We start from the raw sequence: 24,711 nt of genomic DNA on the forward strand, positions 1-24,711 counted from the left end.
TCATGTCGTGCATCTGAATCCCGATCACGCTGAACAAAACAGCGCCATCGCGCAACCCCGGCACCAAGAGCGAAAAGCAGCGTAAATCTTATGCGGCGAGGCGACAACTACCTTGAAAACTTCCGCTGTCATGATCTTGCCTGGCGCGACCGCATTGCAGACGATCAGATCGGGGGCGTGGTCAACGGCGACCTGCCGCGTGAGCTGCACGGTACCGCCTTTGGTCACGCCGTACGGGAAGTCGCCGGGTGAAGCCACCATGCCATGCTGCGACGATACGTTGACGATACGTCCACGTACCTCGTCGACGGGCGCCTGCACAAGCATCTGCTGAACCGCTCGCTTGCAACCATGGAACATGCCAGTGAGGTTCACCCGTAATACGTGTTCCCACTGAGTTTCGTCGGTCTCGACAAGGCTGGTGCCGGTATAGGTAGCGGCGTTGTTTACCATTATGTCGAGACGGCCGTAGCGCTCTACAGCGATGGTGACGAGCCGATCAATTTCATCCCAGCGGGAAACGTCCGTGGGAACGCTGAAGGCAGTCCCTCCTGCACGCTCTATCTGCACCTGTGTCGTCTCACCACCTTCGATCGGCGCCTCACGCAGATCCGCAAGCACGACGCGCGCACCTTCGCTTGCATAGCGGATAGCGATCGCCCGGCCGAGCCCCGAACTCGCACCCGTCACAACAGCGACCTTGCCTTCAAGCAATCCCATGATTCGAAGCTCCTATAATCGCTCCCGCGGGTGCAGACGCCGCCAGTTGACCTTCTTCGTAAATCAGGACGCCCCGCAGAAACACAGTGGTGAGCCTTCCGGGTACCTGCATGCCGTCAAACGGTGTATACCCGGCACGCGATAGCTGCTCTGCATGGCTGATACGTGTATCGAGCCGTGGATCCAGCACGAGAATGTCCGCGTCTCGCCCTCGTGCCAGCGAGCCCTTGCGGTCTCCGATTCCAAAACGCTGTGCAGGATTTGCCGAGCACATACGAATGAGCGCGGGCAGATCGATGTCGCCTGTGGCTACGAAGTGCAACATGGTGGCCAGCAGGGTCTGCACCCCTGGCATCCCGCCTGGTATGTCTGCAAACGAGCCGTAGTGCGCCCTCTTCTCGGCGCGGGCATGTGGCGCATGGTCGGTAGCCACGATATCGATGAGACCTTCACGCAAGGCTGCCAGCAGTGCATCGCGGTCCTCTGCCGAGCGCATCGGCGGCGATGCCTTAAGGTCAGCACCGCGCTCCGCGTAGTCATCCGCGGTAAAAAGCAGGCACTGCGGAGTCGTTTCAATGCTGGTATCCGCCAGGCCGCGCATACGACGCCATGTTGCAATGCCCAGCGCCGAGTTGGTCTGCCGCAGATGAACGCGCGCATTCGCTTCGGCTGCGGCAAGGATCGTCCTGGCAATGCCGCTCGCTTCGGCCAGCGGCGGCCGGCTGGCCAGGAATGCGTCCACCCCTCCTGTTGGTGCAGCCTCTAATAGAGACTGGTCGCCAGGCGATACGCACGCGAGAACGTCAAGTGGCCGCACCAGATTCAGCGCATGTATCAACAAAGCCTGCGTGTCATGCAGATAAGCCGCAGGTACGTCAGCGGTGAAAACCTCAACGGATACCGGATGGAGTGCGCAGACTGCCAGCAAATCGCGCGCGTCGCGACGCAATGCCACCTGAAAGCCGACGTCAACATGCAAACGCCCCTCAGCCAGCCGCTGTTTTTCGATAAGCGATTCAACGCTGTCGGTCCAGGGTTCATCAGTAGGCATGTCGAGCAACGTAGTTACGCCGCCTGCTGCAGCGGCACGTGTGCCCGACGCGAAATCTTCCTTATACGTAAGACCGGGTTCGCGCAGATGGACGTGCGCGTCGACCAGCCCAGGCAACAGGTAGCACCCGTCCACCCTGCGTTCAATCTTTGCGGTGGCCGGAGTCTCCGGATCGAGCAAGGCAGCCACGCGGCCGCCGCTTACGCACAGGTCTGCACGTAACGTACCGCTTGCCTCTACTATCGTTGCGCCGCGCAATACCAGATCAAACACCTTGTTTCTCCATGAAAGGGGCGATCAGCTCAAACCCGCGAGCCGGCTTTCCTCGTGCGTGACCACCTCAAGCAATGCCGCGCGACCGTCTCGCACCGTTGCAACGCAACGCAGCAGCGCTTCGCGCAGCTGCTCCGTGTCGACGACGCACTCGCCATGCCCCCCCAGTGCCCGTGCGATCGGTGCGTACTCGCCTGACATGCGGTTGGCCTGATACTTTCTGGTGGCCACCGGCATGCTCGCGGCGTAGCCGCCGAGAACGTGATTGCGCAGCACGATAGCCAGAACTGGCAACTTGCAACGCACGGCCGTCTCGAAGTCGATACCCACCATGCCGAACGCAGATTCCCCCATGACGGCGGCTACGATCGCATCAGGCCGCGCGAGTTTCGCGCCCATTGCGAAACCAAGGCTGCTACCGAGTTGCGTGGTTTTGCCCCAGCCAAGGTAGCCGCGAGGCTCGGTCACGTCGTAGAACGGAATGAACTGGTCGCGCGGATTGCCAGCATCGTGAGTAACGATGGCCTTTTCCCGATCGAGCACCTGCATGATTTCCCACACCACCCGGTAGGGAGAGATCGGGCTGCCACACGCATTCATGAGTGGCATCCACTGGTCCATAAAAGCCTCACGACAAGTCGCGATTTCCCGCATCAACTCATCGCCACATCCAGCGCGTTGTGCCAGCGCCGCCGGATCCTGCCGGACGCGAGCCAGCATCTGGCGCAACACGGACCGGCAATCGCCAACCACCCCAAGCGCCACCGGATAGTCCTTCCCCAGGTCGCCCGGGTCGATGCTGACCTGCAAAACCTGTTTGCCGGCCGGCACAGACCGGATGTAGTACGAGCGCGTAAGGCTGCTGCCCAAGGCCAGAATGACGTCCGCCCGTTCGATGAAACGATCAACCGTGGCCGGACGAGCCCGCCCGGCCGTGCCGAGCGCGAGTGGGTGTCGTTCGGACATCGCACTCTTGGCGTTCGGCGTGGTCATCACAGGAATATTGACGAGTTCCGCGAATTCGGCGAGCTCCACGGAAGCGTGCGCGTTGAGAACGCCCTGACCGGCGAGAATCACCGGATTGCGGGCTCGCAGCAAAGTCTCGACGATCTCGTCGATCTCGGCCGCATCGGCCTGCGGACGTGCGCGACGCACCTGTCCATGAGCTGGAAGCTCAGATTCGTATTGTTGCGCGAGCAGGTCCACGGGCAGCTCGAGCAACACCGGCGCGGGCGGACCATTGCGCACACGCGAGATAGCGCTGAACAGCAATTGCGGTAAATCTTCGATGCGGGTCACCGACTCGCACCACTTGGTGATGTGGGTGAAATTGCGACGCGCCTCGAAATTGGGCGCTACCGCCTCCGAACCGCGCGGATAACCGGTTGGCAAAAACAAAATCGGCGCACGATCGTTCCATGCCTGCGCGATGCCGGCAAATGCACTTTCTGCACCTGGCCCATATTGAACAGTGACAACCGTCAGGTCGTCGCCTGGCGTCGTGCGTGCATGTCCTTCCGCAATATTGACTGCGACTCGCGGCGTCCGCGCAATGACTGGCGGCACGTCCAGTTCGGCCGCCGCATCGAACAGCCCGCTGCTCGGAAAGCCGATGATATGTTTCATGCCCTGCTGCTTGAGGATAGACGCTACGATTTGTGCTCCCGTCATCGTGCACCCCGGCCGGTCGACCATGTTGCTGACACCATTACGTTCAGGCTCCCTTCTGAAACAAATTGTGGTTGGCGAGCCAATGGCGTGCAATGTCCTCGCGCCGCATGAACACTGCCTCGCCATGTGAACGGCCCACGTGTTCGATCACCTCGCGCAAACCCGAAGCACGGTTCGGCTGTCCGCTCCAGCGAGCATGCGCTGCGATGGTCAGCATCTTGCCGCCCGCCTCACCCGCTTCCTCGATCAGGTAGTCGATCGCAGCACGGCAATCTTCGGCAAAATCGCGCGGGTTGCTGTATCCCGGTGCGATGAGGTATCGGCTGTCGTTGAGCGTTTTTGAATACGGGACGACCAGCAACTCGCCACCGTCATGCTTGACGAAGTACGGAATGTCGTCATTGCATGGATCGGAGTAGTAGAGAAAGCCCCCTGCCTCGATGATCAGGTCGCGCGTATTCACACTAGGAAACGAGCGGCAGTTCCAGCCAGGCGGATGGGTGCCGAGTACCTCGCGATAGAGACTGATCGCCTCCTGCAATTGCCTGCGCTCTTCCTCGAGACTCATTCCCGGATAGTCCGTCCAGCGCAAACCGTGACCGAGGAGGTCGTGCCCTCGATCTTTCATCCATGCAGCCACCTCTGGATTACGCTGCAGCGCCACCGCGCACGCAGAAACGGTGACAGGAATCCCGTAACGGTCGAACAGTCTGGCGAGTCTCCAGACGCCCGCGCGGCTGCCGTACTCGAAATGGGTTTCCGTACCAAGGTCTCTCAAGTTCGGGCTTGCGCTCAGGTTGTATTCGCCCCAGTTGTCATTGCGGCCGTCTTCGAGCCACGAATATTCAGAACCCTCCTCGTAGACAAGCACGAGATTGATTGCCACCTTCGCGCCGGCCGGCCACGTAACGAACGGCGGCGTACGGCCATAGCCAATAAAATCCCGTGCTGGGCCCTGCGTCTGAATGTCGGTCATGGGTACAAGTCTCTCGTTCAGGAACGGCTTGCGACAAGCCAGTCCATATAATCGTGAAAGGCGTCGCGGCCTTCGCGCGGGCGCCAGCCGGTGTCACGCTCGAGCCGGGATATGTCATAGGCGCCCCACATTCCAGTCGCCAATGCCGGGTCCTGAATCACATTCGCGCTCGCTTCATCAGCCACTTCGTAGCGAATACCAGGCACGCGCTCCGCCGCCCAGCCGATGATGTCGCCAATACTCGTGGTCACACCGCTCGCCACGTTGTAGTGCCGGTAACGCAGCCGCGATGCTTCCGTGAGCGCAAGAATCGCCTGCGCAGCGTCCACCGAATGCAGATAGTCGCCCACGGATTGCAAGCTGTTGGGCCGGATGACTTCGCCGTCCAGTGCCATCTGTGCGACCCGGTTAGGTACGTGGCGAAAATTCCGGCTTTCAGTCGCACGGTCCATCGGGCCATAGATCGAGGACAACCGCACGGACGCCACTGAGAGCCCAAACAGATCGGCATAACGATTGGCCACCATCTCCGAGGCAAATTTGGAGATCCCATACAGCGTGAGAGGTGCGACGTAGCCGTCTTCGGGCAGCGGCTCGGGCGACCAGTCCGGACCATGGTGCCGGTAGACCGAACCGGAGCTGATGTAAATGAAGCGCTTGATCGTTGCGCTTTGCCTCGCCCACTCGAGCAATTGCACCGTGCCCATCAGGTTGATGTCCATGATCCTGGCCGGCATCAGGGCCTCGGGCGGCACGTGAGCCGCCTCTTGCGCGCTGCCACGCGAGATCGGCGTAACCGTAGCACCGTGTACCACTGCTGTGATCTCGTGGCGATCGAGCTCGGCTGACCAACCCGACGGATCGCGAACGTCTCCTTCAACGACGGTAAGCCGCTCGCGCACAGGGGCGAACCAGGCTTGCGCCGTTGTGTCCAGTCCCGCGCGGTCAAGGATGACGGCTCGTCGGCCAGGATGCCGCTCGAGCCACTCGCGGGCGACCACGCTCATAACGAAGCCGGTCCCGCCGGTAATCAGTAAGTTCATCTAAATTCCTGAAAAAAAGAGGTTACTTCGCAGTGACGGGGTGCCCGCGAGTCAGCGCGCGATATATCCGCCGTCCACCAGCAGGTCTGTAGCGGTCACGAACGACGCGTCTTCACTCAGCAAAAATGCCGTGCTCGACGCTACCTCTTCGGGGCGGCCAATCCGCCCCAGCACGTGAGCCGGGCCTAGTTTCATATCGGCCTCGTCAAGAGAAGACCACGAGCGCAACAACCGGCCGGTACGCACAGCACCGGGGGATAAACTGTTGACGCGTATGCCCGCCTCCGCATGATCGACGGCCATCAGGCGTGCAAGATGGATCAATCCTGCCTTGGCCGCACAGTAGGCGACCGAGCGGGCGGCCGCGACATGGCCCAACTGTGAAGCGACCAGTACGATGGAGCCGCCACCGCTCGTGCGCATTAGCGGCACCACGAAGCGACTCATCAGAAACGCGCCGGTGAGCGAAACGTCGATTTCCTGATGCCAATGCTCGGGATCGAGGTCCTCCACGGAGCCTTCGTGCCATGGCGCGGCAGCGTTGTGAACATAGCCGTCGAGCCGTCCGAACTTCGAACGGGCCAGTTCGACCACTGCGCGTGCGGATTCGAGGTCGGTCACATCGCAGCGCGCATCCAGCGCGGCGGGACCGAGTTGCCGCGCGGTACGGGCTGCGGCTTGCGCATCGAGATCCGCGCACACTACGGTCGCGCCCTCGGCGATGCAACGGGCACCGATGGCAACCCCGATGTCGCTTGCCGCGCCGCTGATCAGCACCACCTTGCCATCAAGTCGATTGCTGACGCCTGTCATGATTCGAGCACCGACGGCAAGCGGGTTTGTGGCGTGAACGGGCGTTCGGCAGCAATGAAGCGACCGCGTCCTGGCGTTGAACTGACCTTGCCCTCATGCCAGACAATTTCGCCTCGAGAAATTGTGGTCACGGGCCAACCGTGCACAACCATGTCCTCATACGGAGTGTGATCGGTTGCGTGATGCAGCATGCTGTTTCGAATCGTCACTTCGCGCCCGGCGTCCCAGATTGCCAAATCGGCATCCGACCCAATCGCGATCACCCCCTTCCTCGGATAAAGACCATACAGGCGTGCTGGCGTCGTCGAGGTCAATTCCGCAAACTGCATCAGCGACATACGCCCACCATTCACGCCCGCTGAAAACAACAATGGCAAGCGAGTTTCGATGCCTGGCACCCCGTTGGGGATACGCGTGAACGGTGTATCCGGGCCGCCGGAGATCTTGTCCCTGTAGTGCCACGGCGAGTGATCGGAAGAGAACACTTCGAGGGTCCCGTCGAGCAGCCCACGCCAGATTTCAGCCTGGTTCTCACGCGGTCTCGGCGGCGGCGTACACACACACATCGCGCCGGACAGATCAGGCGTATCAATGTCCTCCGCAGCGAGAAAAAGATACTGTGGACAGGTTTCCGCATAGACGGGCAGACCACGCTTTTTTGCTCGCCGGATTTCCTCGGCTGCAGCCGCCGCGGACACGTGACAAACAAGAATAGGCGTCTCGATGACCTCAGCCAGACTGATCGCGCGGAAAGTTGCTTCACGGTCACCGATGGCCGGATGCGAGACCACGTGATAGCGCAACTGCGTTTTGCGGGCTTTCAGAAAATGGTCCGTCAGCCAGCGGATACACGCGTCGTTCTCCGCATGCACCATCACCATCGCACCCTCTCGGCGCGCCACGTTGAGTACTTCGAGAACCTCGTAATCGTCCAGCTTCAACCCTTCGTATGTCAGGTAGACCTTCACCGAGGTGCAGCCCTCGGCAATCAGTCGTGGCAGCTCCTCTTCCAGAAGCTGCTGCGTTGGGTCTCCGACGATCAGGTGAAACGTATAGTCGATGTGTGCCTTTGGAAGTGCGCGCTCGTGGTAGTCCGCGACCACTTCGGAGAGCGCCTGGCCGCGCATCTGCATCGCGAACGGAATGATCGTAGTCGTGCCGCCACACAACGCAGAAAGCGTGCCGCTCTGGAAATCGTCGGCCGTGGACCGCCCTTCCCAGGGCTGCTGATCCATATGGCAGTGAGCATCGACACCACCGGGCAGCACAATGCGCCCCTCGGCTGACAACTCCTCCCGCCCGGCAGGCAGCCCTGCAGCCAGCTCGGCGATCCGCCCATCGCGTACCCCAATGTCGACCTCGGCAGCGCCTTCGGGCAATACGACCGTACCGCCACGAATAACAAGGTCGAAGGGAAAATTTTCGCCATTCACGCGAGGTTCCCCATCGGTGCGCTCTGCTGGAAAACGGGGCGCATCGTACGCAACTCCTCAAGGCTGATGTGGCAGGCAATTTCGTGCGTTTGCGACGCCCGCCGTACGGGTGGTGCAACGGTGTCGCAAATCTCGCCAATCTTGCGATGACACCGTGAGGCAAAACGGCATCCCGCCGGTACATTGATCGGGCTTGGGGTTTCGCCGGTCAAGCGGATTCGATCCTGTTGTTTCACCGACGCGTCCGGACTATGGACCGCTGACAGCAGCGCTTCGGTGTAAGGGTGGTACGGTGGCGCGAAAATTTCCTCCGCGAGCCCTTTTTCCATGACCCGGCCCAAATACATCACGACAATGCGATCAGCGATATGGCGCACGAGCGCAAGATCGTGGCTGATGAAAAGCATCGTGCTCTGCTGCTCTTTCTGGATCGCCAGCAGCAACGTGACGATCGCCGCCTGCACCGAGACGTCCAGCGCCGAAACCGGCTCATCGGCAACGATGAGTGATGGATCAGTAGCAAAAGCGCGAGCGATGGCTATCCGCTGCTTCTGGCCGCCGGACAACTGCGAGGGGCGGCGCTGCGCCAATTCGGCCGGCAATCGCACGAGCTCGAGCAATTCCTGCAGGCGTTGCTCGATCGCGGCCTTGTCCTTGTAGCCGCCGAACTTGTGCAACGCACGACGAATAGGCGAAGCCACCGAATGTGATGGATTCAGCGTGCTGTCCGGGTTCTGGAAAACCATCTGAATCGACTTCAGCATGTCACGAGTGCGCTTTTTCGCAGGGACTTGCGCCAGCTCGATTCCTGCATACTGAATGGAACCCGACGTCGCCTCTTCGAGGCCGACAAGCATGCGTGCAAGACTCGACTTGCCGCAGCCGGATTCCCCAACCAGACCCACGATCTCTCCCTTGCCCACCTCGAACGATACGGATTCGTTGGCTTGCACAGTGCGACGTCCGCCGCCAAGCAGGTACTGCTTGGACACATCAGTGATCGACAATGCCGTTTCATGCCCGGCCGCAACCGCCACTTCGCCGCCCAAGGCTACGCTTTCGCGCGTCAGGTCCCGCCAGCGTATGCATCGGACCAGATGATCTTCGCTCGCAGCCGGAGCAAGCGTGATGGCTTCACCACATTTGTCTTTCTGAAAATGGGCGCAGCGCGGCCCAAACGAGCAGCCCTGCGGGCGCTCGGCTGGTGACGGCAGATGGCCCGGAATAGGCGATAGCGCACGTGCCCCCTTGGCGCTGCCGATTCCCGGAATGCAGCCAAGCAGACCCTGGGTATAGGGGTGGCGAGGCTGCCGGAAGAGCGTCTGCGTGTCGGCTTCCTCGATCATCTCGCCCGAATACATGATGCCAACCCGGTCGCACGCACTCGCGATCAGGCCGAGATTATGCGAGATGTAAAGAAGGCTCGTGCCGTATTGCTTGCGCAGGTCGGCGATCAGATCAAGAATCGCGGCCTCGACGGTAACGTCAAGTCCGGTCGTCGGTTCGTCGAGCAACAGCAACGCCGGACGCGCGAGCAGGGCCATCGCGATCACGATACGCTGCTGCTGGCCGCCCGATAGTTGATGCGGAAAACGCTTGAGCATCGCCAGCGGATCAGGCAGCCGGACGTTTTCCAGCATGGTCGCGCACAACTCCCGCGCCTCGGCGCGTGACGAACCCAGATGCCGGCGCGGCACCTCGGCGAGCTGGGCGCCGATGGTCTTGACCGGATTGAGTGCGCTCATCGGCTCCTGATAGACCATGGCCACGCGACGGCCACGAATCGCCCGCAGCTTCTCCGCACTTGCTCCCACGAGCTCTTCGCCCTCAAAGCGGATGCTGCCGCCCGTGACGCGCCCGGTACTGCCCAGGTACCCCATCACCGCCATGGCCGTCGTAGTCTTCCCGCAGCCTGACTCGCCCACCAGCCCGTAGCTCTCGCCCGGAGCGATGCTCAGCGACACGTCAGGCACGGCTACTACCGACTCGTAGCGCCCACGATATTCAATCCGAAGATTACGGATTTCCAGTAAAGCCTTGTTATCCGGCGTCGGCGTGTTGCGATTCTCAAGCACGCCGGCGTCAATGATTGCATTCATGGTTTCCAGGCCTCCCGCATGCCGTCGGCCAACAGGTTGAATCCAAGTACAAGGCTCACGATCGCGACCGACGGTGCAATCGACATCAGCGGCCAGACGTTGATGACAGTCGTAGTTTCACGGACCATGCCACCCCAGTCCGGATTGGGCGGGGGAAGGCCCAGCCCGAGGAAACCGAGCACACCGATTGTGATGATCGTGTAGCCGATACGCAGGCACGCATCGACCAGCAGCGGACCGCGGCAGTTGGGCAGCAGCTCGCAGACGATGATGTAAAAGGTGCTCTCTGCGCGTAGACGCGCTGCCGCCACGTATTCCTGCTGCTTGAGATCGAGCACGAGCCCGCGCACGATGCGGCCAATGCCGGGCGCCGAAGCGATCGTCGTCGCAATGACGATATTGACGACCGAGGCTCCAACGTTGGCAATCAGGATCACATAGAGGATGAGCACCGGAAACGCGAGTACCAGGTCGGAAAAACGGTCAACCAGCGCCTCAATCCAGCCGCCGAAGTAACCTGCGAGCATGCCGAGCGTGATGCCTGCGACCATTGCAACCGCCACGGACAGCGGCGCCACCATCAGCACCGTGCGGGCGCCAAATATCAGACGGGAAAGAATGTCTCTTCCAAGGATGTCCGTACCGAGCCAGTGAGCCGCCGAGGGCGTCGGATCGGCCATGGCCATCGCGTCCTGAGCCGTCGGTGACGGCAGTGGCAACACAGGCGCCAGTACGGCCAGTACGATCCAGAAAACGATCAATGACAGCCCGACTACCGCGGTGGGAGAGCTGAAAAGTCGAGTCCATGCGCGCCTTGGCGCAAGTGAGGTACGCACCGCTAGCGGCACGACACTGGGATCAATCGAAGACATGGGATTACCTCACACGGATCCGTGGGTTGAGCAGCATGTACCCGAGGTCGCCGAGGAATTGCGTGAGGACCGCGACGAATACCGTAACCAGGGTGGCAGCCTCGAGCGTGGCGATGTCACCGAACATGCTTGAATCGAGCAGCATCCTGCCGAAGCCGGGATAGGCAAAGACCATTTCAGTCACCACCACGCCGCCGATCAGGAAGTTAATTTGCAGTAGCAGCACGGTGAATGGCGCAATCATCGCGTTTCTCAATGCGTGCCCAAGAATGACCTGTCGGGGACTCAGCCCCTTGAGGATTGCAGTGCGGATGTATGGCTTTTCCATCACCCCGATCATCGACACGCGAATCATCCGGGCCACATAGCCGAAGTCGTAGAGCACCAGCACCGCTACCGGCAGCACCATCTGCGATGCGATAGACCAGTGGCCGCCCTCATTGCTATCAAGAGGGCTTGTGCCCGGTAAGATCGGCCAGAGAATCACAAACAGCGTCACCAAAAAGACGCCGGACGCGAACTCCGGAATTGACGTGAAGGTAATGCAGACAACAGAGAGGATGCGGTCGAGCGCACCTCCCTCCCTGAGTCCCGACAGGATGCCGAACAACATGGAGAGCGGCACGATCAGCGCGAACGCGATACCCGCCAGCAACGCCGTGTGCCCGAGGCGCTTCCACATGACGTCGTTGACCGGGAGCTTGTAGAGCGTCGAGTATCCGAAGTTGCCAAAGTAGCGGGATCCGCGCGGATCGGTGAAACCCAGTCCATTAGCTGGGTCCTCAAGAGGATCCGGCATGACACCGGCAAGAACGCCGAGCCAGCGACCATAACGGACCATCAGAGGATCGTCTGCATGCATACGCTGGGCGAGCAAATCCACTTGCTGCTGCGTCGCATACGGCCCAAGAGTACGGCGCGCAACACTTCCTGGCGTGAACTCCGAGACTGCGAAGACGATGAACGATGCACACAGCATCGTGACCATCATCAAGGTGATGCGCTTAACGAGAAATGAAGCCATGGCCACAGAAACTCACAGTTGGTACCCTCTTGCGACATCCGGTACCGCGCCTCAGCGGCGCGGTTTATAAGCTCAAGCACTCACAGCGTACTGATTCGCGAAGATGTATTGCGACGGATGAACAGAAAAGCCTTTGACCTTCTTGTCCATGACCGTCGAAAACGCACGCCAGAAAGGCTGTACGATTGGACCATCCTCCTGCATCAGCTTCTCAATCTTGGCCATCACCAGGCTGCGCTTCTTCGGGTCGAGAATGCCGTCGGCCTGATCAAGCAGCGCATCGAATTCAGGGTTCGCGTAACCTGACTCATTCCACGCGGCATTGGACCGGTACGCAAGGGAGAGTGTCATCACGCCAAGCGGACGATGGCCCCAGCCGGTCAGGCTAAACGGCACCTTCGTCCAGACTTCCCAGTACTGAGCGCTAGGCAGCGGCTTGATCGTCACCTTTACGCCGATGTCCTTGAACTGTTCAGCCAAAGCCTGGACCGTGTTCAGCTCCCAGATCGGATCAGGACGCGTCACCATATCGATCTCGAAGCCGTTCGGATAACCCGCCTCGGCCAGCAGCTTCTTTGCCTGTTCAACGTCCCGGCCGTATTTTGGCAAGGGAAAGTATTCGGGGTGTACCGGCGCAACGTGGTGATCCTCAGCCGAGGTACCCGCGCCGAGCAGAGATGTTGCGATGATTTTCTGATGGTCGATCGCAAGCTTCATGGCCTTGCGCACGCGAGGGTCGCCCAGGATCTTGTGATCGACACGCATACGCGCCACGCCGGTCTGCGAAGTCAGCACGCTATACGGTTGTACGTGAGGCAAGCGCTTCATGGCATTCACCTGAACCGCGTCAGCCTCGGAGAGGCCGTCCACCTGCTGCGAGGCCATTGCCGAGATTCCAGCACCAGCGTTGTCTCCAAGGTCAATGAACTCAAACGTGTCGAGATAGGGACCGGTGCCCCAGTAGTCCTTGCGCGCCTTGTACGTCGCACCCTTGCCCACCGTGTATGAGGTAAGTTCGAATGGTCCGGTGCCGTTGGCGCCAGGACCGAACATGCCCTTGTCGGCCGGATCGATGATGAACATCGCGTAATGGAACAGATGTTCCGGGACGGCAATCTGCGGAGCAAAACAGTTCAGCCTGACCGTGAGGTCATCGACTTTTTCGATCGCGTGATCGGACCACAAGCGGCTCGACTTTTTCGGCTTCCCGCTCGCGTCCTTTTCGCCAGCGTCGTATTCCTGAACGAGATATCCAGTGAACAATCCAAGCTGGGACGAACCGACAGCGGGATCGCAAACGCGCTTGAGGTTCCACACGACGTCGTCTGCATTAAGCGCGCGGCCGTTGTGCCACTTCACGTTCTTGCGGATGTGCAGCGTCCAGGTCTTGAGGTCGTCGCTTGCCTCCCACCGCTCCAGCAAATACGGACGCGTGATATTGTCGTTGCCCGTGAACGTCAGAAACTCGCACACCTGGCGGATCACGTTTGATTTTTCGGCGAAATCGGCTTGGTGCGGACTCTTGATTTCCATGCAACGCATCCCGATTCGGAGATGGCCGCCTTTAGGCAGTGCATCGGCAGCTTGCGCCTCGCCAATGAATGGATTTGCCTCACCACTCAGCGTGTATGCCGTGACGGCCGACAATCCGAGCAACGTTGCAGTGCGCAGAAAATGACGGCGCGAGATAGTCCCGCTCTTCAGGTCCTCGACGAGAACTGGGATATAAGGATGCTGCGTTGGTCTGGAATTCCTGGACACTGCGTTTTCTCCGGATGAATGGGCGGGCTGGCAATGAACGACTGATGGAAGGTTACGGCGATTCGACTTTTTGAAAAAAACGCATATGCGACATTTCAGGTACAAAAAGCGACATCACCGATGTTTGACGAGACGCTCGCCAGCTACGCTACCGAGGCGTCGTAATCAGGCCGCCGCCGCACGGCGCATCACGCCGCCCTGTCGCACTTCACGTGGGGTGTTGCCGTAGTGCGCCCGGTAGATCCGCCCGAAACGCGACACCGACATGTAGCCGCAAATCTGGGCAACGTCGGAAATGGCGAGGTCGGTCTGCAGGATCAGATCATGAGCGCGGGCCATGCGCAGACCCGCATAAAAGGCCGAGGGGGTTTTGCCCAGATGAGTAACAAACAGGCGTTCGATCTGGCGGGTCGACAGCTGCACACGTCGCGCCAGTACCTGTAGGTCGACGGGATTCTGGATGCTCGACTCCATTACCTTCACGACTTCCAGCAGCTTGGGATTTCGAATCCCGAAGCGGGTCTGCGCGGGCAACCGCTGTGAAGAATTCTGCTGACGAATCTCGGGGTGGTTAAACTGATCCGAGATGGCGTCGGCAATATCGCGCCCTTTGGTGGCTGCGATGAGGTACAGCATCATGTCAAGCGTCACCGTTCCGCCCGAGGACGTGATGAATGGGCCATCGACAGCGAAAATGGCGTTGGAGGCGACGCTGCGGGGGAATTCCTCCTGAAAAGCCGCGAGCAATTCCCAATGGACCGCACACCGACGCCCGTGCAGCAGGCCGGCCTTCCCAATCAGAAACTGGCCTGCACAAATTCCTCCGAGCACACATCCCCGGCTATGCAACGCTCGAAGCCACTTGAATACAGCGGGCTTGTATGCTTTGGTGTGGTTCAGGCCCGCGCACAGGATCACCAGATCGCACGCGGGCATGTCTGCAATCGAGTAGTCGATTGGGATCGGTAGGCCGGCGCTTGAGTAAACGGGCGCGCCATCCATCGACAGAAAAATCCACTTGTAGAGCGCGCGCCCCGCGATGCGATTCGCCTGCCGCAAAGGATCGATCGCGGCAGCAAACGTCATCATCGGGAAATCGGGGACGAGGTAAAAGCCGACGCGCAGCGGCTCGCTCGCCGCTGCGATCATTTCGAGGGCGTTATCGGAGACTTGTTGCATCTTCAGTTGACCTGCGATCGTTTTTGAGTGCCCGCTAACTTGCTCTCAGACGAGTGCAACTGTCAACGTGCGGTTTCGACAAGATGCTCTTTCTAGCCTCCACCATAGTACTTCGCCAATATGGCCGAGAGTACGTGGTCCGCTCCCCCAAGAGCGCAAGCTGGACGTGTGCGTCGGCCCGGCCGACAAGATGCGCGAGGATTCACTTTGATTCAAGCCGATAGGGAGAAACGGCGGTGAAATCGTCAAGGCAACGCTGGCCTCTGAGGCGACAGTGCTGTCCTTTTTTTGTTGGCGTCCTGTTGATGCGGCCGTCAAAGCCGGCGTGAGAACCCAGAATCCGTCACGCTCAAGGATTATTGATCCGTTCAGCGTTGCTTTTTTCAGCCTTAGGTCAACGCAGTAGAGACCGCCGCCGTCGGCGTAGTGGCCCGACGTCACGTCCTCCCATGTTGCCCTCCATTCCTGCCCACAAACCGCTTTGAAATGGGCGACCTGGAGGACATCGGCGGAAAAGGTCGGAATGGCCGGGAAGGCCCAAGTGGCGGAAGGCAACCGGAGTCGAACCGATCAGGGAGTGTCTGACACCCCCTACTGAGTTTGAAGCTCAGCCGCACCACCAGATGCGAATGCCTTCCTTCATACACCAGGCAACACTTTCGAAAATCAAACGACCCGCTTATAGCGTCTCGAGCAAACGGCTATCGGCGCGCACGAGCCGAAGCTCGCGCTGAAAGCGAGTATATCCAACGCGGTCGAAGAACTCCAAAATCTGAATCGCGCGCTTGCGGCCCAGACCGCTGGCATCACGAAACGCGGAGGCCCCCAGTGCGCCGTCATGCTGTCCTGCAAGCGACGCGATTAGGACTGCCAATTCGCGCACCGCGTCCGGATGATAAAACAGATCGCGCACCACCTGATAAAGCTCGCCACGCCGCGAGAGCTTGCGCAAAAGTTGCCGCACGTGCTCCTCCGGCGTCTGCGTCTCCTTCGCCAGATCGCGTACCCACGGCGGATCGAAACGTCCTTGCGCGATCAAGGGCAATAGCTTCGCGGCTAACACCGCCTCGCTCGCATCGAGCGTCACGGTATGCGCCGGAAGATGCAACCACGCGCCGCTTCTCACCACCACACCTTCGTCGATGAGCGCGTCGACCAGCGCGCGCCACAGCGGTTCAGTGACGAGCGGCGCCGCCATACGCCGTAAGCGGGCGGCATCCGGTCCCTGCTCGTCCGGCATCCGCGCGTGAAACTGCTGTAATGTGCTCACGATTTGCGCGCACAGTGCTTCCCAATGATGGCGTAACACGATCACCGCATCGTCTGCCGCCTTGCCGTGCAGCGCAATGGTCAGCGCTGTCTGCGGCAATTTCAGCAACGAAACGGGTAGTCCCGTCAGATGCAGCAAGGTCGAGCGCAACGTGCCGCGCGGCGCCTGCTCGAGCAACGGCTCGAGTGTTCCCGCGTCGAGCCAGCTTTGCAGTGCATCGAGCCATGCGCGTCGTTCAGGCGTGCGGCGCTTGCGCGCCGGCCCGAACGGATCGAGCACGCGGCCACCGCCCACGGTGCGCGTGGCCTGGGCATTACGCACGATAAAACGATCGCCCGGCAACGCACACACGGGCGCGTCGAATACGAGTTGTACGCGCGCGGTGTCACCCGCGCACAAGCTCTCTCCCTCCAGCAACGCCACATGGACCACCCGATGCATCGTGCCGATATGCACGTGCAGTGGCGTCCAATGTTGCAGCGTGAGGCCGGCGTCGGCCAATAACGTGAGTTCGACGTCGAGCCGTTCCGACGACCCGGCCAGCGCCGCATCGACGATCCAGTCGCCACGCGCAATTGCGTCCTTGTCGATGCCGGTGAGATTGAGGGCGCAGCGTTGTCCCGCATGTCCCGTGTCGGTGCTGCGATTTTGCGCGTGAATGCTGCGCACGCGCACCGGCATCGCGGACGGCGCGAGCATCATCGTGTCGCCCGTTCTCACATGCCCGGCAAATACGGTGCCGGTCACAATCGTGCCTTGCCCTTGCAGCGTAAAGACACGATCCACCGCCAGACGAAACAGGCCGTCATCGCGGCGTGCATGCCAATGCAGCGCCGCTTCGCGCAGATGAGCGCTCAGTTGCGCCACACCCGGATCGTCAGACTGCGTGGCGTTGGTTTCGAATAGCGGCGCGTCGGCGAGCGAAGTCGGTGCCAGCCAGGCGCGGATTTCCGCGCCTACCTGTGCGAGGCGCGCCGTATCGACGCGATCCGTCTTGGTCAAGGCAACCGCAGCGTGGCTCACGCCGAGCAGTTGCAGGATCGCCAGGTGTTCGCGCGTTTGCGGCATGACGCCATCGTCGGCGGCAATCACAAGCAACGCGAAGTCGATTCCGCACGCGCCCGCAGCCATTGTATGCACCAGCTTCTCGTGACCGGGCACGTCGATCATGCCGAGCACATCGCCGTTGTCCAACGGCGTGTACGCATAGCCCAATTCGATTGAAATGCCGCGCGCCTTTTCTTCCTTCAGTCTGTCGGTATCGACACCGGTCAGCGCGCGAACCAAGGTGGTCTTGCCATGATCGATATGCCCGGCAGTGCCGACGATCATGCGCGCACCTCTTCGCATTGTGCGAGAAAAGCGCCTTCGTCCACGGCTTCGAGGCAGCGTAGATCGAGCCGCAGCGCATCGTCGGCGATGCGTCCGACGACCGGGCGCGGCAATTCGCGCAACGCCTTTTCGAGCTTCATCAGGGCACGTCCATTGCGCTTGCCGCTTGCATGACGCACCACGAGTCCATAGCTCGGCAGTTGTTCAACCGGTAAAGCGCCGCTGCCAATCTGGCTGAACATCGGCTCGGCGCTCACGGCAAAGTGCTCTCCCAGGGCACGCTGCAAGACGGGCGCAGCACGTTCGGCAAACGTCCGCATTTCAGCCGCCGGGCGGGTCAGCAGACGCAGCGTCGTCAGGCGCTCACGCAAAAATTCGGGCGCACGATAAAGACGCAAGACAGGTTCGAGCGCCGCGAGCGTGAGCTTGCCGACGCGCAAAGCGCGCTTGAGCGGATGCTTCTTGATCTTGCGGATCAATTCCGCGCGCCCGACGATCATCCCGGCTTGCGGGCCACCCAGCAACTTGTCGCCGCTAAAAGTGACCAGATCCGCTCCGGCGACGATGTTCTCGCGCACGGTCGGTTCGCGCGGCAAACCCCACTGGGCCAGATCCACGAGCGTACCACTGCCCAAATCCACCGCGACCGGCAGCGTATGACGGTGCGCCAGAGGTGCGAGTTCGTCGAGTTCGACGCTCTTCGTGAAACCGCTGATGGCGTAGTTGCTGCAATGAACTTTCATCAATAGCGCGGTACGCAGACCAATCGCTTCCTCATAGTCTTTCAGATGCGTGCGATTGGTGGCGCCGACCTCACGCAGCTTCGCGCCGGCGCGCGACATAATGTCAGGAATGCGAAATGCCCCGCCAATCTCGACCAGTTCGCCGCGCGACACGATCACTTCCTTTTTCGCAGCCAGCGCCGACAACGTCAACAACACGGCCGCGGCATTATTGTTCACTACCGTGGCCGCTTCGGCTCCGGTCAGTTCGCAGATGAGATCGTCGATCAGGTCGTCGCGATCGCCACGGCTACCGGTCGCCAGATTGAACTCAAGATTCGCAGGACGCGTCAGCACTTCGACAACGGCGTGCACGGCTTCATCCGGCAACAAGGCACGGCCAAGATTGGTATGCAGTACGGTGCCGGTGAGATTGAACACGGTGCGCAGACGGCTTTGCGCGCGCTGCGCCAGCACGGCGGCAACGCGTTCGGCAAGATGGGGCTCGTCGCAAATCGTACCCGCCGGCAGCCCCTTTAATTGATCAGCACTGCAAATTTCACGCTGCTGTGCAGCCGTGCCTTGCAGCTCGTGCCGCAACGTATCGAGCACATTACGCACGGCGGCCAGAACCTGGGTACGGCCATATTCGACCAGCAGCGGCTGTACCGTGGCAGACGACATGAGCCGTTCCACGGCCGGCACACGCGCCAGCAGCGCGTTTAGCTGACTCCCCTGCACTTCGCTCACGCCGGCTTTCTCCCGCTTAAACGTCCGATGGCACTTCGGGCCACAGCAACGGATTAGGGCCGCTGCGCTGATAACCTGCTTCGTTCATGAGCAGATCGAGTGTCAAGCTCGCGAGGTCGTCGGCGAGTGGTTCGAACTCGAAATCCTTCTCCTGATAGCCGATCTTGCGATAGGTATGGCACTCGTCGCAAGACTCGGCCTTAAGCGCTTCGCTGCCGCCTTCGATGCCATGGTAGGCGATGCCTTTGGTCGAATCGCAATTCGAGCACTTGGTGCGAACCACATGCCATTCGGTGGCGCACAGCCCGCATTGCAGAAAACGATACCCCTGGTACTGACCGCCGACGCGCACGACGCTGGCAACCGGCAACCCACCGCAGACAGGGCAGACACCGGGCGTGTCGAGATAGGGAATATCGCGCGAATCGAGCCGGCTCGCAAGATCGGTCCAGACGACCTGAAGCGCCGCCATGATAAACGGCGCTGTGGCGGGATCGACTTCGCTGTAGCGCTGGGCGAGCACGGCGTCGGCTTGCGCTTCCAATTCTTGCGGGGTTTTCAGGCGTAGCGCGTCGAGGACTTTGCCGAGCGCGGGAGTAACGGCGCCCGCGGCTTCGATTTTATCCAGCAGACGGTAAAGGAGATCGCGCCAGCTTGCGGCGCGGTTTGGCGAGTTTGCCGGGATCAACGGCATCGAGTGTTGCTGGGCTTTGGCAATTGCCTCCGGCGCGGGTCGTGGCGCCTCGAAGCCTGCCTGCAGGTGGTGTTGAGCTTCCGCTACTGCCGACATGAGTCTGACGTAGGCGCTTATCGGGTTGCCGACGGCCAGTTTTTTCAGGCGTTCCGCGCGGGTCGAGAAGACCGTTGCCCGTTCGGGCAGGCGGATGCGCGGGATTGCCGTGGGGTCCAGGGTTTGAATCTCGGCGGGGTCGAGGATTTTTTGAGGCATACACGCGGGGTCTCTTTTTGGCCAGACAAACAAGAAGCCATCACTTAACACTTTCCCTAAACCACTTGGGATGGTGCTTCCTGGCCCACCCAAGCGTGACGGTCCCCCTCACCATAGCCCCAACCGACCCTTTAATCCAGATCGCAGCATAAATATGGACCACAATCCCTACAATCAAAACAAACGCCGCAGCAGCATGCACGAGCGCTGCAAGGCGAATCACCTCAATAGGAAAATAAAACGAAAAATACCGCCGCCAGATCACCACGCCGCTGCAAAGCAATAAAACCAGACACCCCACCATCGTAAAGAACAACAGTTTCTGCCCAGCGTTATAACGCCCAATCTCGGGCAAATTCTCCTCGCGATTGGCAAGCACATCGTCGATCTGCTTGAGCCACTGCACATCGTCGCGATCCAGATAGTTGTGATGCCAGAACCGCAGCGCCAGAATCAGGAACGACACAAACATCACCAGGCCCACGAATGGATGCAGGATCCGCGTCCATTGACCTCCGCCGAACAAGGCGGTCAGCCAGAACATCGAAGGATGAAATAGCGCCAGCCCCGAGAGCGCCAGCAACACAAACGAAATCGCCGTGATCCAGTGGTTCGTCCGCTCGTTCGGTGTGTAGCGCACGATCAGGTTCGGGTCATCAGACTTCATCGCTGTGCTCCTCGCGTTCGTCACGAATGCGCCGTGCTTCGTCCCGCGCCGCCAGTTCGTCTTCTTGCGTCACTTCATTCGGGCCGATGCGCGTGTAATGGAAAAATCCCGACAGCGCGGCCAATGCAATGCCCGCCACTGCGAGCGGTTTTGCTATGCCCTTCCACAGCCGCACCATCGGACTGATACGCGGATTGTCCGGCAAGCCGTGGTAGAGCGACGGCTGATCGGCGTGGTGCAGCACGTACATCACATGCGTGCCGCTCACGCCCGGCGGATCATACAGGCCCGCGTGTTCGAAACCGCGCTCCTTCAGGTCCTCGATGCGCTCGGCCGCATGCTGCTTCATGTCTTCCTTGGTGCCGAACACGATCGCGCCGGTCGGGCAGGTCTTCACGCAGGCCGGTTCCTGCCCCACGGCGACGCGGTCGGAACATAGCGTGCACTTGTAAGCGCGCTTGTCCTGCTTCGAAATACGCGGAACGTTGAATGGGCAGCCCGTCACGCAATAGCCGCAGCCAATGCAGTTTTCCTCGTGGAAATCGACGATGCCGTTCGTATACTGCACGATCGCGCCCGGCGACGGACACGCCTTAAGGCATCCCGGGTCTTCGCAATGCATGCAGCCGTCCTTGCGGATCAGCCATTCGAGATTGCCATCCGGGTTCTCGTATTCGGAGAACCGCATCACCGTCCAGGAGTGCTCGCTGAGATCCAGCGGGTTGTCGTAGACGCCGTGGTTGATGCCCACCTCGTCGCGCAGATCGTTCCACTCCATGCACGCCGTCTGGCACGCCTTGCAGCCAATGCATTTGCTGACGTCGATCAGCTTCGCCACCGTGCCGGTCACCGGCTCGCGCACCGCCGGGGGTTGTACCGTGGTGGCCGAGAGACGTTTGATATCCAGTGATTGCAGTGCCATCGCGTCTCCCTAGGCCTTCTCGACTTTTACGAGGAACGACTTGAATTCCGGCGTCTGCGAATTTCCGTCGCCTACCACCGGGGTCAGCGTATTGGTCAGGTAACCCGGTTTCGTCTGACCTTTAAAACCCCAATGCAGAGGAATGCCAACCGTCTGCACCTTCTTGCCGTCGATCATCAGCGGTTTGATGCGCTTGGTCACCACCGCCACGGCGATCAAATAGCCGCGATTGGACGACACCTTCACCCGATCGCCCGCCACCACGCCCACCTCCCTGGCGAGGTCCTCGCCGATCTCGACGAACTGCTGCGGCTGAATGATCGAGTTCAACCGGGCATGTTTGGTCCAGAAGTGGAAGTGCTCGGTGATGCGATAGGTGGTCGCGGTATGCGGAAAATCCGCCGCCTTGCCGAAGGCCGCGCGGTCGTCCGGGAACACGCGCGCCGCCGGATTGCTGGTCGCCTGCGCGTTGTGCGGATGCAGCGGGTTGTAGCCGAGCGGTGTTTCGAACGGCTCGTAATGCTCGGGAAACGGCCCTTCGTTCATCTCGTCGCGTGCAAAGAAACGTGCCACACCCTCCGGATTCATGATGAACGGTCCCATGCCGTTTTCCGGCGGCTCGTCCACCTTGAAGTCCGGAACATCCGCGCCGGTCCACGCCGATCCATTCCAGCCGATCAGCTTGCGGGTGGGGTCGAACGGCTTGCCGCTCAAATCGCACGACGCGCGGTTGTAGAGAATGCGGCGGTTCACGGGCCACGCCCATGCCCAGTTGAGCGTCTGGCCAATCCCGGTCGGATCGGAGTTGTCGCGCCGTCCCATCTGGTTGCCGGCCTCTGTCCACGCGCCGCAAAATATCCAGCAGCCGCTCGAAGTGGAGCCGTCGTCCTTCAGTTGTGCGAAGCTCGCGAGCTGCTGACCTTTCTTCACCAGCACCCTGGTCGGGTCCTTCGGATCGGTCAGGTCGGTCACAGCGCGGCCGTTGTACTCCATCGCCACCTCTTCGGGCGTCGGGCTTGCCGGATTCGCATACGGCCAGGCCAGCTTCACGATCGGGTCCGGGAATGCGCCGCCCTGCTCTTCGTATGCCTTGCGCATACGCAGGAAAATGCCGGACATGATCTCCAGGTCGCTCTTCGATTCGCCTGGCCCCTCCACGCCCTTCCAGTGCCATTGCAGCACGCGGCTCGAACTCACCAGCGAGCCGCGCTCCTCCGCGAACAGCGTGGTCGGCAACCGGAACACTTCGGTCTGGATCTTCGAGGGGTCCACATCGTTGTACTCGCCATGGTTCTGCCAGAACTCCGCAGTTTCGATGGCGAGCGGGTCCATCACCACCAGCCACTTCAGCTTGCTCAACGCGGAAGCAGTCTTCGCCTTGTTCGGCGAGGACGCCAGCACGTTGAAGCCTTGCGCGATATAACCGTTCATCTTGCCCTGATCCATCAGCTCGATGGCTTGCATCAGGTCGTACAGTTTGTCGAGCTTGGGCAGGTAGTCGTAGCCCCAGTCGTTGTCGGCGGTGGCGGCGTCGCCCCACCACGACTTCATGAAACTCACGAAGAACGCGCCGTAATTCTTCCAGTAACTCAGCTGATTGGGCCGCAACGGCTGGCTCGCGCGTTTCTTGATGTAGTCGCCGTAATTCTGCTCGCCTTCGGTCGGCAAGGTCATGTAACCCGGCAACATGCTCGACATGAGCCCGAGATCCGTCAGCCCCTGGATGTTCGAGTGACCGCGCAGCGCGTTCATGCCGCCGCCGGAAATGCCGATATTGCCGAGTAGCAACTGCACCATCGCACCGGTGCGGATCATCTGCGCGCCGACCGAGTGATGCGTCCAGCCAAGTGCGTACAGGATCGTCCCGGCGCGGCCAGGCACGGCCGTGGTCGAAAGCATTTCGCACACCTTGAGAAATTTTTCCTTTGGCGTGCCGCAGGTTTTCTCGACCATCTCAGGCGTGTAGCGCGAGTAATGCTGCTTGAGCAGGTTATAGACGCAGCGTGGATTCTGCAGCGTCATGTCGACCTTCGCGAAACCGTCCTCACCGAGTTCGTAGTCCCACGAACCCTTGTCCGGATAGGCGTGCTTCTGCGCGTCGTAGCCCGAATAAATGCCATCGTTGAAGGCAAAATCCTCCCGCACGATGAAGGCGAAGTCCGTGTAATTCTTCACGTACTCGTGCTGGATCTTGTCGTTCGTCAGCAGATAGTTGATCACCCCGCCGAGGAAAACGATGTCCGTGCCGGTGCGGATCAGCGCATAGAAGTCGGCCACCGAGGCGGTGCGCGTAAAGCGCGGATCCACCACGATCAGGCGCGCCTTGTTGTTGGCCTTTGCTTCGGCCACCCATTTGAAACCGCACGGATGCGCCTCGGCGGCATTGCCGCCCATCACCAGAATCACGTCCGCGTTCTTGATGTCGACCCAATGGTTCGTCATCGCTCCACGGCCAAACGTCGGGGCAAGACCTGCCACCGTCGGGCCGTGTCAGACACGCGCCTGGTTGTCGAACGCGAGCATTCCCATGCTGCGCACGGCCTTGTGCGTCAGATACCCCACCTCGTTGCTGGCCGCCGATGCAGCAAGCATGCCGGTGGTCAGCCAGCGATTGACCTTCTTGCCGTCCGCCGTGGTTTCGACGAAGTTCGCATCGCGGTCTGCTTTCATCAGTTTCGCGATGCGGTCGAGCGCGTCATCCCACGACATGCGTTGCCACTGATTCGAGCCGGGAGCGCGGTACTCCGGGTACAACAGACGGCTCGGGCTATGAATGAAGTCGATCAGGCTCGCGCCCTTCGGGCAGAGCGTGCCGCGGTTGACCGGATGGTCGGGATCGCCTTCAATATGAATGATGCTGGCCGTGGCGTTCTTCGCGCCGTCACCGAGGCCGTACATGAGGATCCCGCAGCCCACCGAACAGTACGGGCAGGTGTTGCGGGTTTCAGTAGTGCGCGTCAGCTTGTACTGTCGGACCTCGGCGAGCGCAGGTTCCGGGGAGAAGCCCATCAGGGCCAAGCTCGATCCGGCCAGCGTGGATGCCGTTACCTTCAGGAACTGACGCCGGGACATTTGCAGCATGGTCGCCCTCGGCAAGGATGTTGTATGGGTACACGAAAGTATAAGACGTTTCATTAAAAGATTCGTGGCACCTGCGCAGAGTTCACACCGGGCATACCCTGAG

Annotated in this window: 18 protein-coding genes, 1 tRNA gene and 1 pseudogene; all 20 read right to left on the reverse strand. The window is 60.6% G+C overall.

The window, feature by feature from the left end:
* Window positions 1–24: 24 nt before the first annotated feature.
* The 20 genes and pseudogenes from FQ755_RS08335 to fdnG all read right to left on the reverse strand — a co-directional run bounded on the left by FQ755_RS08335 (window position 25) and on the right by fdnG (window position 24,608).
* On the reverse strand, window positions 25–720 hold the full coding sequence (locus FQ755_RS08335) for an SDR family NAD(P)-dependent oxidoreductase (RefSeq protein WP_144153005.1): 696 nt from the start codon (window positions 718–720) through the stop codon (window positions 25–27).
* Entirely contained in the window at window positions 707–2,044 is a 1,338-nt protein-coding gene (locus FQ755_RS08340) for a dihydroorotase (RefSeq protein ID WP_144153007.1), read from the reverse strand. The genes FQ755_RS08335 and FQ755_RS08340 overlap by 14 nt, the downstream gene beginning before the upstream one ends.
* A 24-nt stretch (window positions 2,045–2,068) precedes the next feature.
* Window positions 2,069–3,841, reverse strand: a complete 1,773-nt coding sequence (locus FQ755_RS08345; protein WP_313957437.1) for a thiamine pyrophosphate-requiring protein — start codon at window positions 3,839–3,841, stop codon at window positions 2,069–2,071.
* Window positions 3,759–4,691 (reverse strand): polysaccharide deacetylase family protein, encoded by a 933-nt coding sequence (locus tag FQ755_RS08350; RefSeq protein WP_144153012.1) that lies wholly within the window; start codon window positions 4,689–4,691, stop codon window positions 3,759–3,761. Before FQ755_RS08350 ends, FQ755_RS08345 begins: the two co-directional genes overlap by 83 nt.
* 17 nt (window positions 4,692–4,708) lie before the next feature.
* The gene (locus tag FQ755_RS08355) at window positions 4,709–5,734 is read right to left on the reverse strand and encodes an NAD-dependent epimerase/dehydratase family protein (protein ID WP_144153014.1); all 1,026 of its coding nucleotides are present in this window, start codon (window positions 5,732–5,734) and stop codon (window positions 4,709–4,711) included.
* A 51-nt stretch (window positions 5,735–5,785) separates the two neighbouring features.
* Window positions 5,786–6,547 (reverse strand): SDR family NAD(P)-dependent oxidoreductase, encoded by a 762-nt coding sequence (locus FQ755_RS08360; protein WP_144153016.1) that lies wholly within the window; start codon window positions 6,545–6,547, stop codon window positions 5,786–5,788.
* Window positions 6,544–7,980, reverse strand: coding sequence for a dihydropyrimidinase (gene hydA / locus FQ755_RS08365; protein WP_144153018.1), 1,437 nt, complete (start codon window positions 7,978–7,980; stop codon window positions 6,544–6,546). The genes FQ755_RS08360 and hydA overlap by 4 nt, the downstream gene beginning before the upstream one ends.
* Complete coding sequence (locus FQ755_RS08370; protein ID WP_144153020.1) at window positions 7,977–10,079, reverse strand: ABC transporter ATP-binding protein; 2,103 nt, start codon at window positions 10,077–10,079, stop codon at window positions 7,977–7,979. The genes hydA and FQ755_RS08370 overlap by 4 nt, the downstream gene beginning before the upstream one ends.
* Entirely contained in the window at window positions 10,076–10,759 is a 684-nt protein-coding gene (locus FQ755_RS08375) for an ABC transporter permease (RefSeq protein WP_260858431.1), read from the reverse strand. Before FQ755_RS08375 ends, FQ755_RS08370 begins: the two co-directional genes overlap by 4 nt.
* Window positions 10,760–10,774: 15 nt before the next feature.
* Window positions 10,775–10,951 (reverse strand): annotated as a pseudogene (locus FQ755_RS38640) (ABC transporter permease); the annotation flags it as partial.
* A gap of 4 nt (window positions 10,952–10,955) precedes the next feature.
* Complete coding sequence (locus FQ755_RS08380) at window positions 10,956–11,975, reverse strand: ABC transporter permease (protein ID WP_144153024.1); 1,020 nt, start codon at window positions 11,973–11,975, stop codon at window positions 10,956–10,958.
* 72 nt (window positions 11,976–12,047) lie between these two features.
* On the reverse strand, window positions 12,048–13,508 hold the full coding sequence (locus tag FQ755_RS08385) for an ABC transporter substrate-binding protein (protein WP_222105727.1): 1,461 nt from the start codon (window positions 13,506–13,508) through the stop codon (window positions 12,048–12,050).
* 393 nt (window positions 13,509–13,901) lie between these two features.
* Window positions 13,902–14,885: a GlxA family transcriptional regulator gene (locus FQ755_RS08390; RefSeq protein WP_186308456.1), complete on the reverse strand. Its 984-nt coding sequence runs from the start codon at window positions 14,883–14,885 to the stop codon at window positions 13,902–13,904.
* Window positions 14,886–15,457: 572 nt separating this feature from the next.
* Window positions 15,458–15,553 (reverse strand) — tRNA-Sec (locus FQ755_RS37230).
* Between the two features lie 41 nt (window positions 15,554–15,594).
* The gene (gene selB, locus FQ755_RS08395) at window positions 15,595–17,517 is read right to left on the reverse strand and encodes a selenocysteine-specific translation elongation factor (RefSeq protein ID WP_144153030.1); all 1,923 of its coding nucleotides are present in this window, start codon (window positions 17,515–17,517) and stop codon (window positions 15,595–15,597) included.
* Complete coding sequence (gene selA, locus FQ755_RS08400) at window positions 17,514–18,989, reverse strand: L-seryl-tRNA(Sec) selenium transferase (protein WP_144153032.1); 1,476 nt, start codon at window positions 18,987–18,989, stop codon at window positions 17,514–17,516. The genes selB and selA overlap by 4 nt, the downstream gene beginning before the upstream one ends.
* Window positions 18,990–19,005: 16 nt before the next feature.
* Window positions 19,006–19,938, reverse strand: coding sequence for a formate dehydrogenase accessory protein FdhE (fdhE, locus tag FQ755_RS08405; RefSeq protein WP_144153216.1), 933 nt, complete (start codon window positions 19,936–19,938; stop codon window positions 19,006–19,008).
* A gap of 40 nt (window positions 19,939–19,978) precedes the next feature.
* The gene (locus tag FQ755_RS08410; RefSeq protein WP_144153034.1) at window positions 19,979–20,605 is read right to left on the reverse strand and encodes a formate dehydrogenase subunit gamma; all 627 of its coding nucleotides are present in this window, start codon (window positions 20,603–20,605) and stop codon (window positions 19,979–19,981) included.
* Window positions 20,595–21,527, reverse strand: a complete 933-nt coding sequence (gene fdxH / locus FQ755_RS08415) for a formate dehydrogenase subunit beta (RefSeq protein WP_144153036.1) — start codon at window positions 21,525–21,527, stop codon at window positions 20,595–20,597. Before fdxH ends, FQ755_RS08410 begins: the two co-directional genes overlap by 11 nt.
* A gap of 9 nt (window positions 21,528–21,536) precedes the next feature.
* Entirely contained in the window at window positions 21,537–24,608 is a 3,072-nt protein-coding gene (gene fdnG, locus FQ755_RS08420) for a formate dehydrogenase-N subunit alpha (RefSeq protein ID WP_144153038.1), read from the reverse strand.
* Window positions 24,609–24,711 lie beyond the last annotated feature (103 nt).

The sequence above is a fragment of the Paraburkholderia sp. BCC1885 genome (genome assembly GCF_900996235.1).
In the GTDB taxonomy this organism is placed as follows: domain Bacteria; phylum Pseudomonadota; class Gammaproteobacteria; order Burkholderiales; family Burkholderiaceae; genus Paraburkholderia.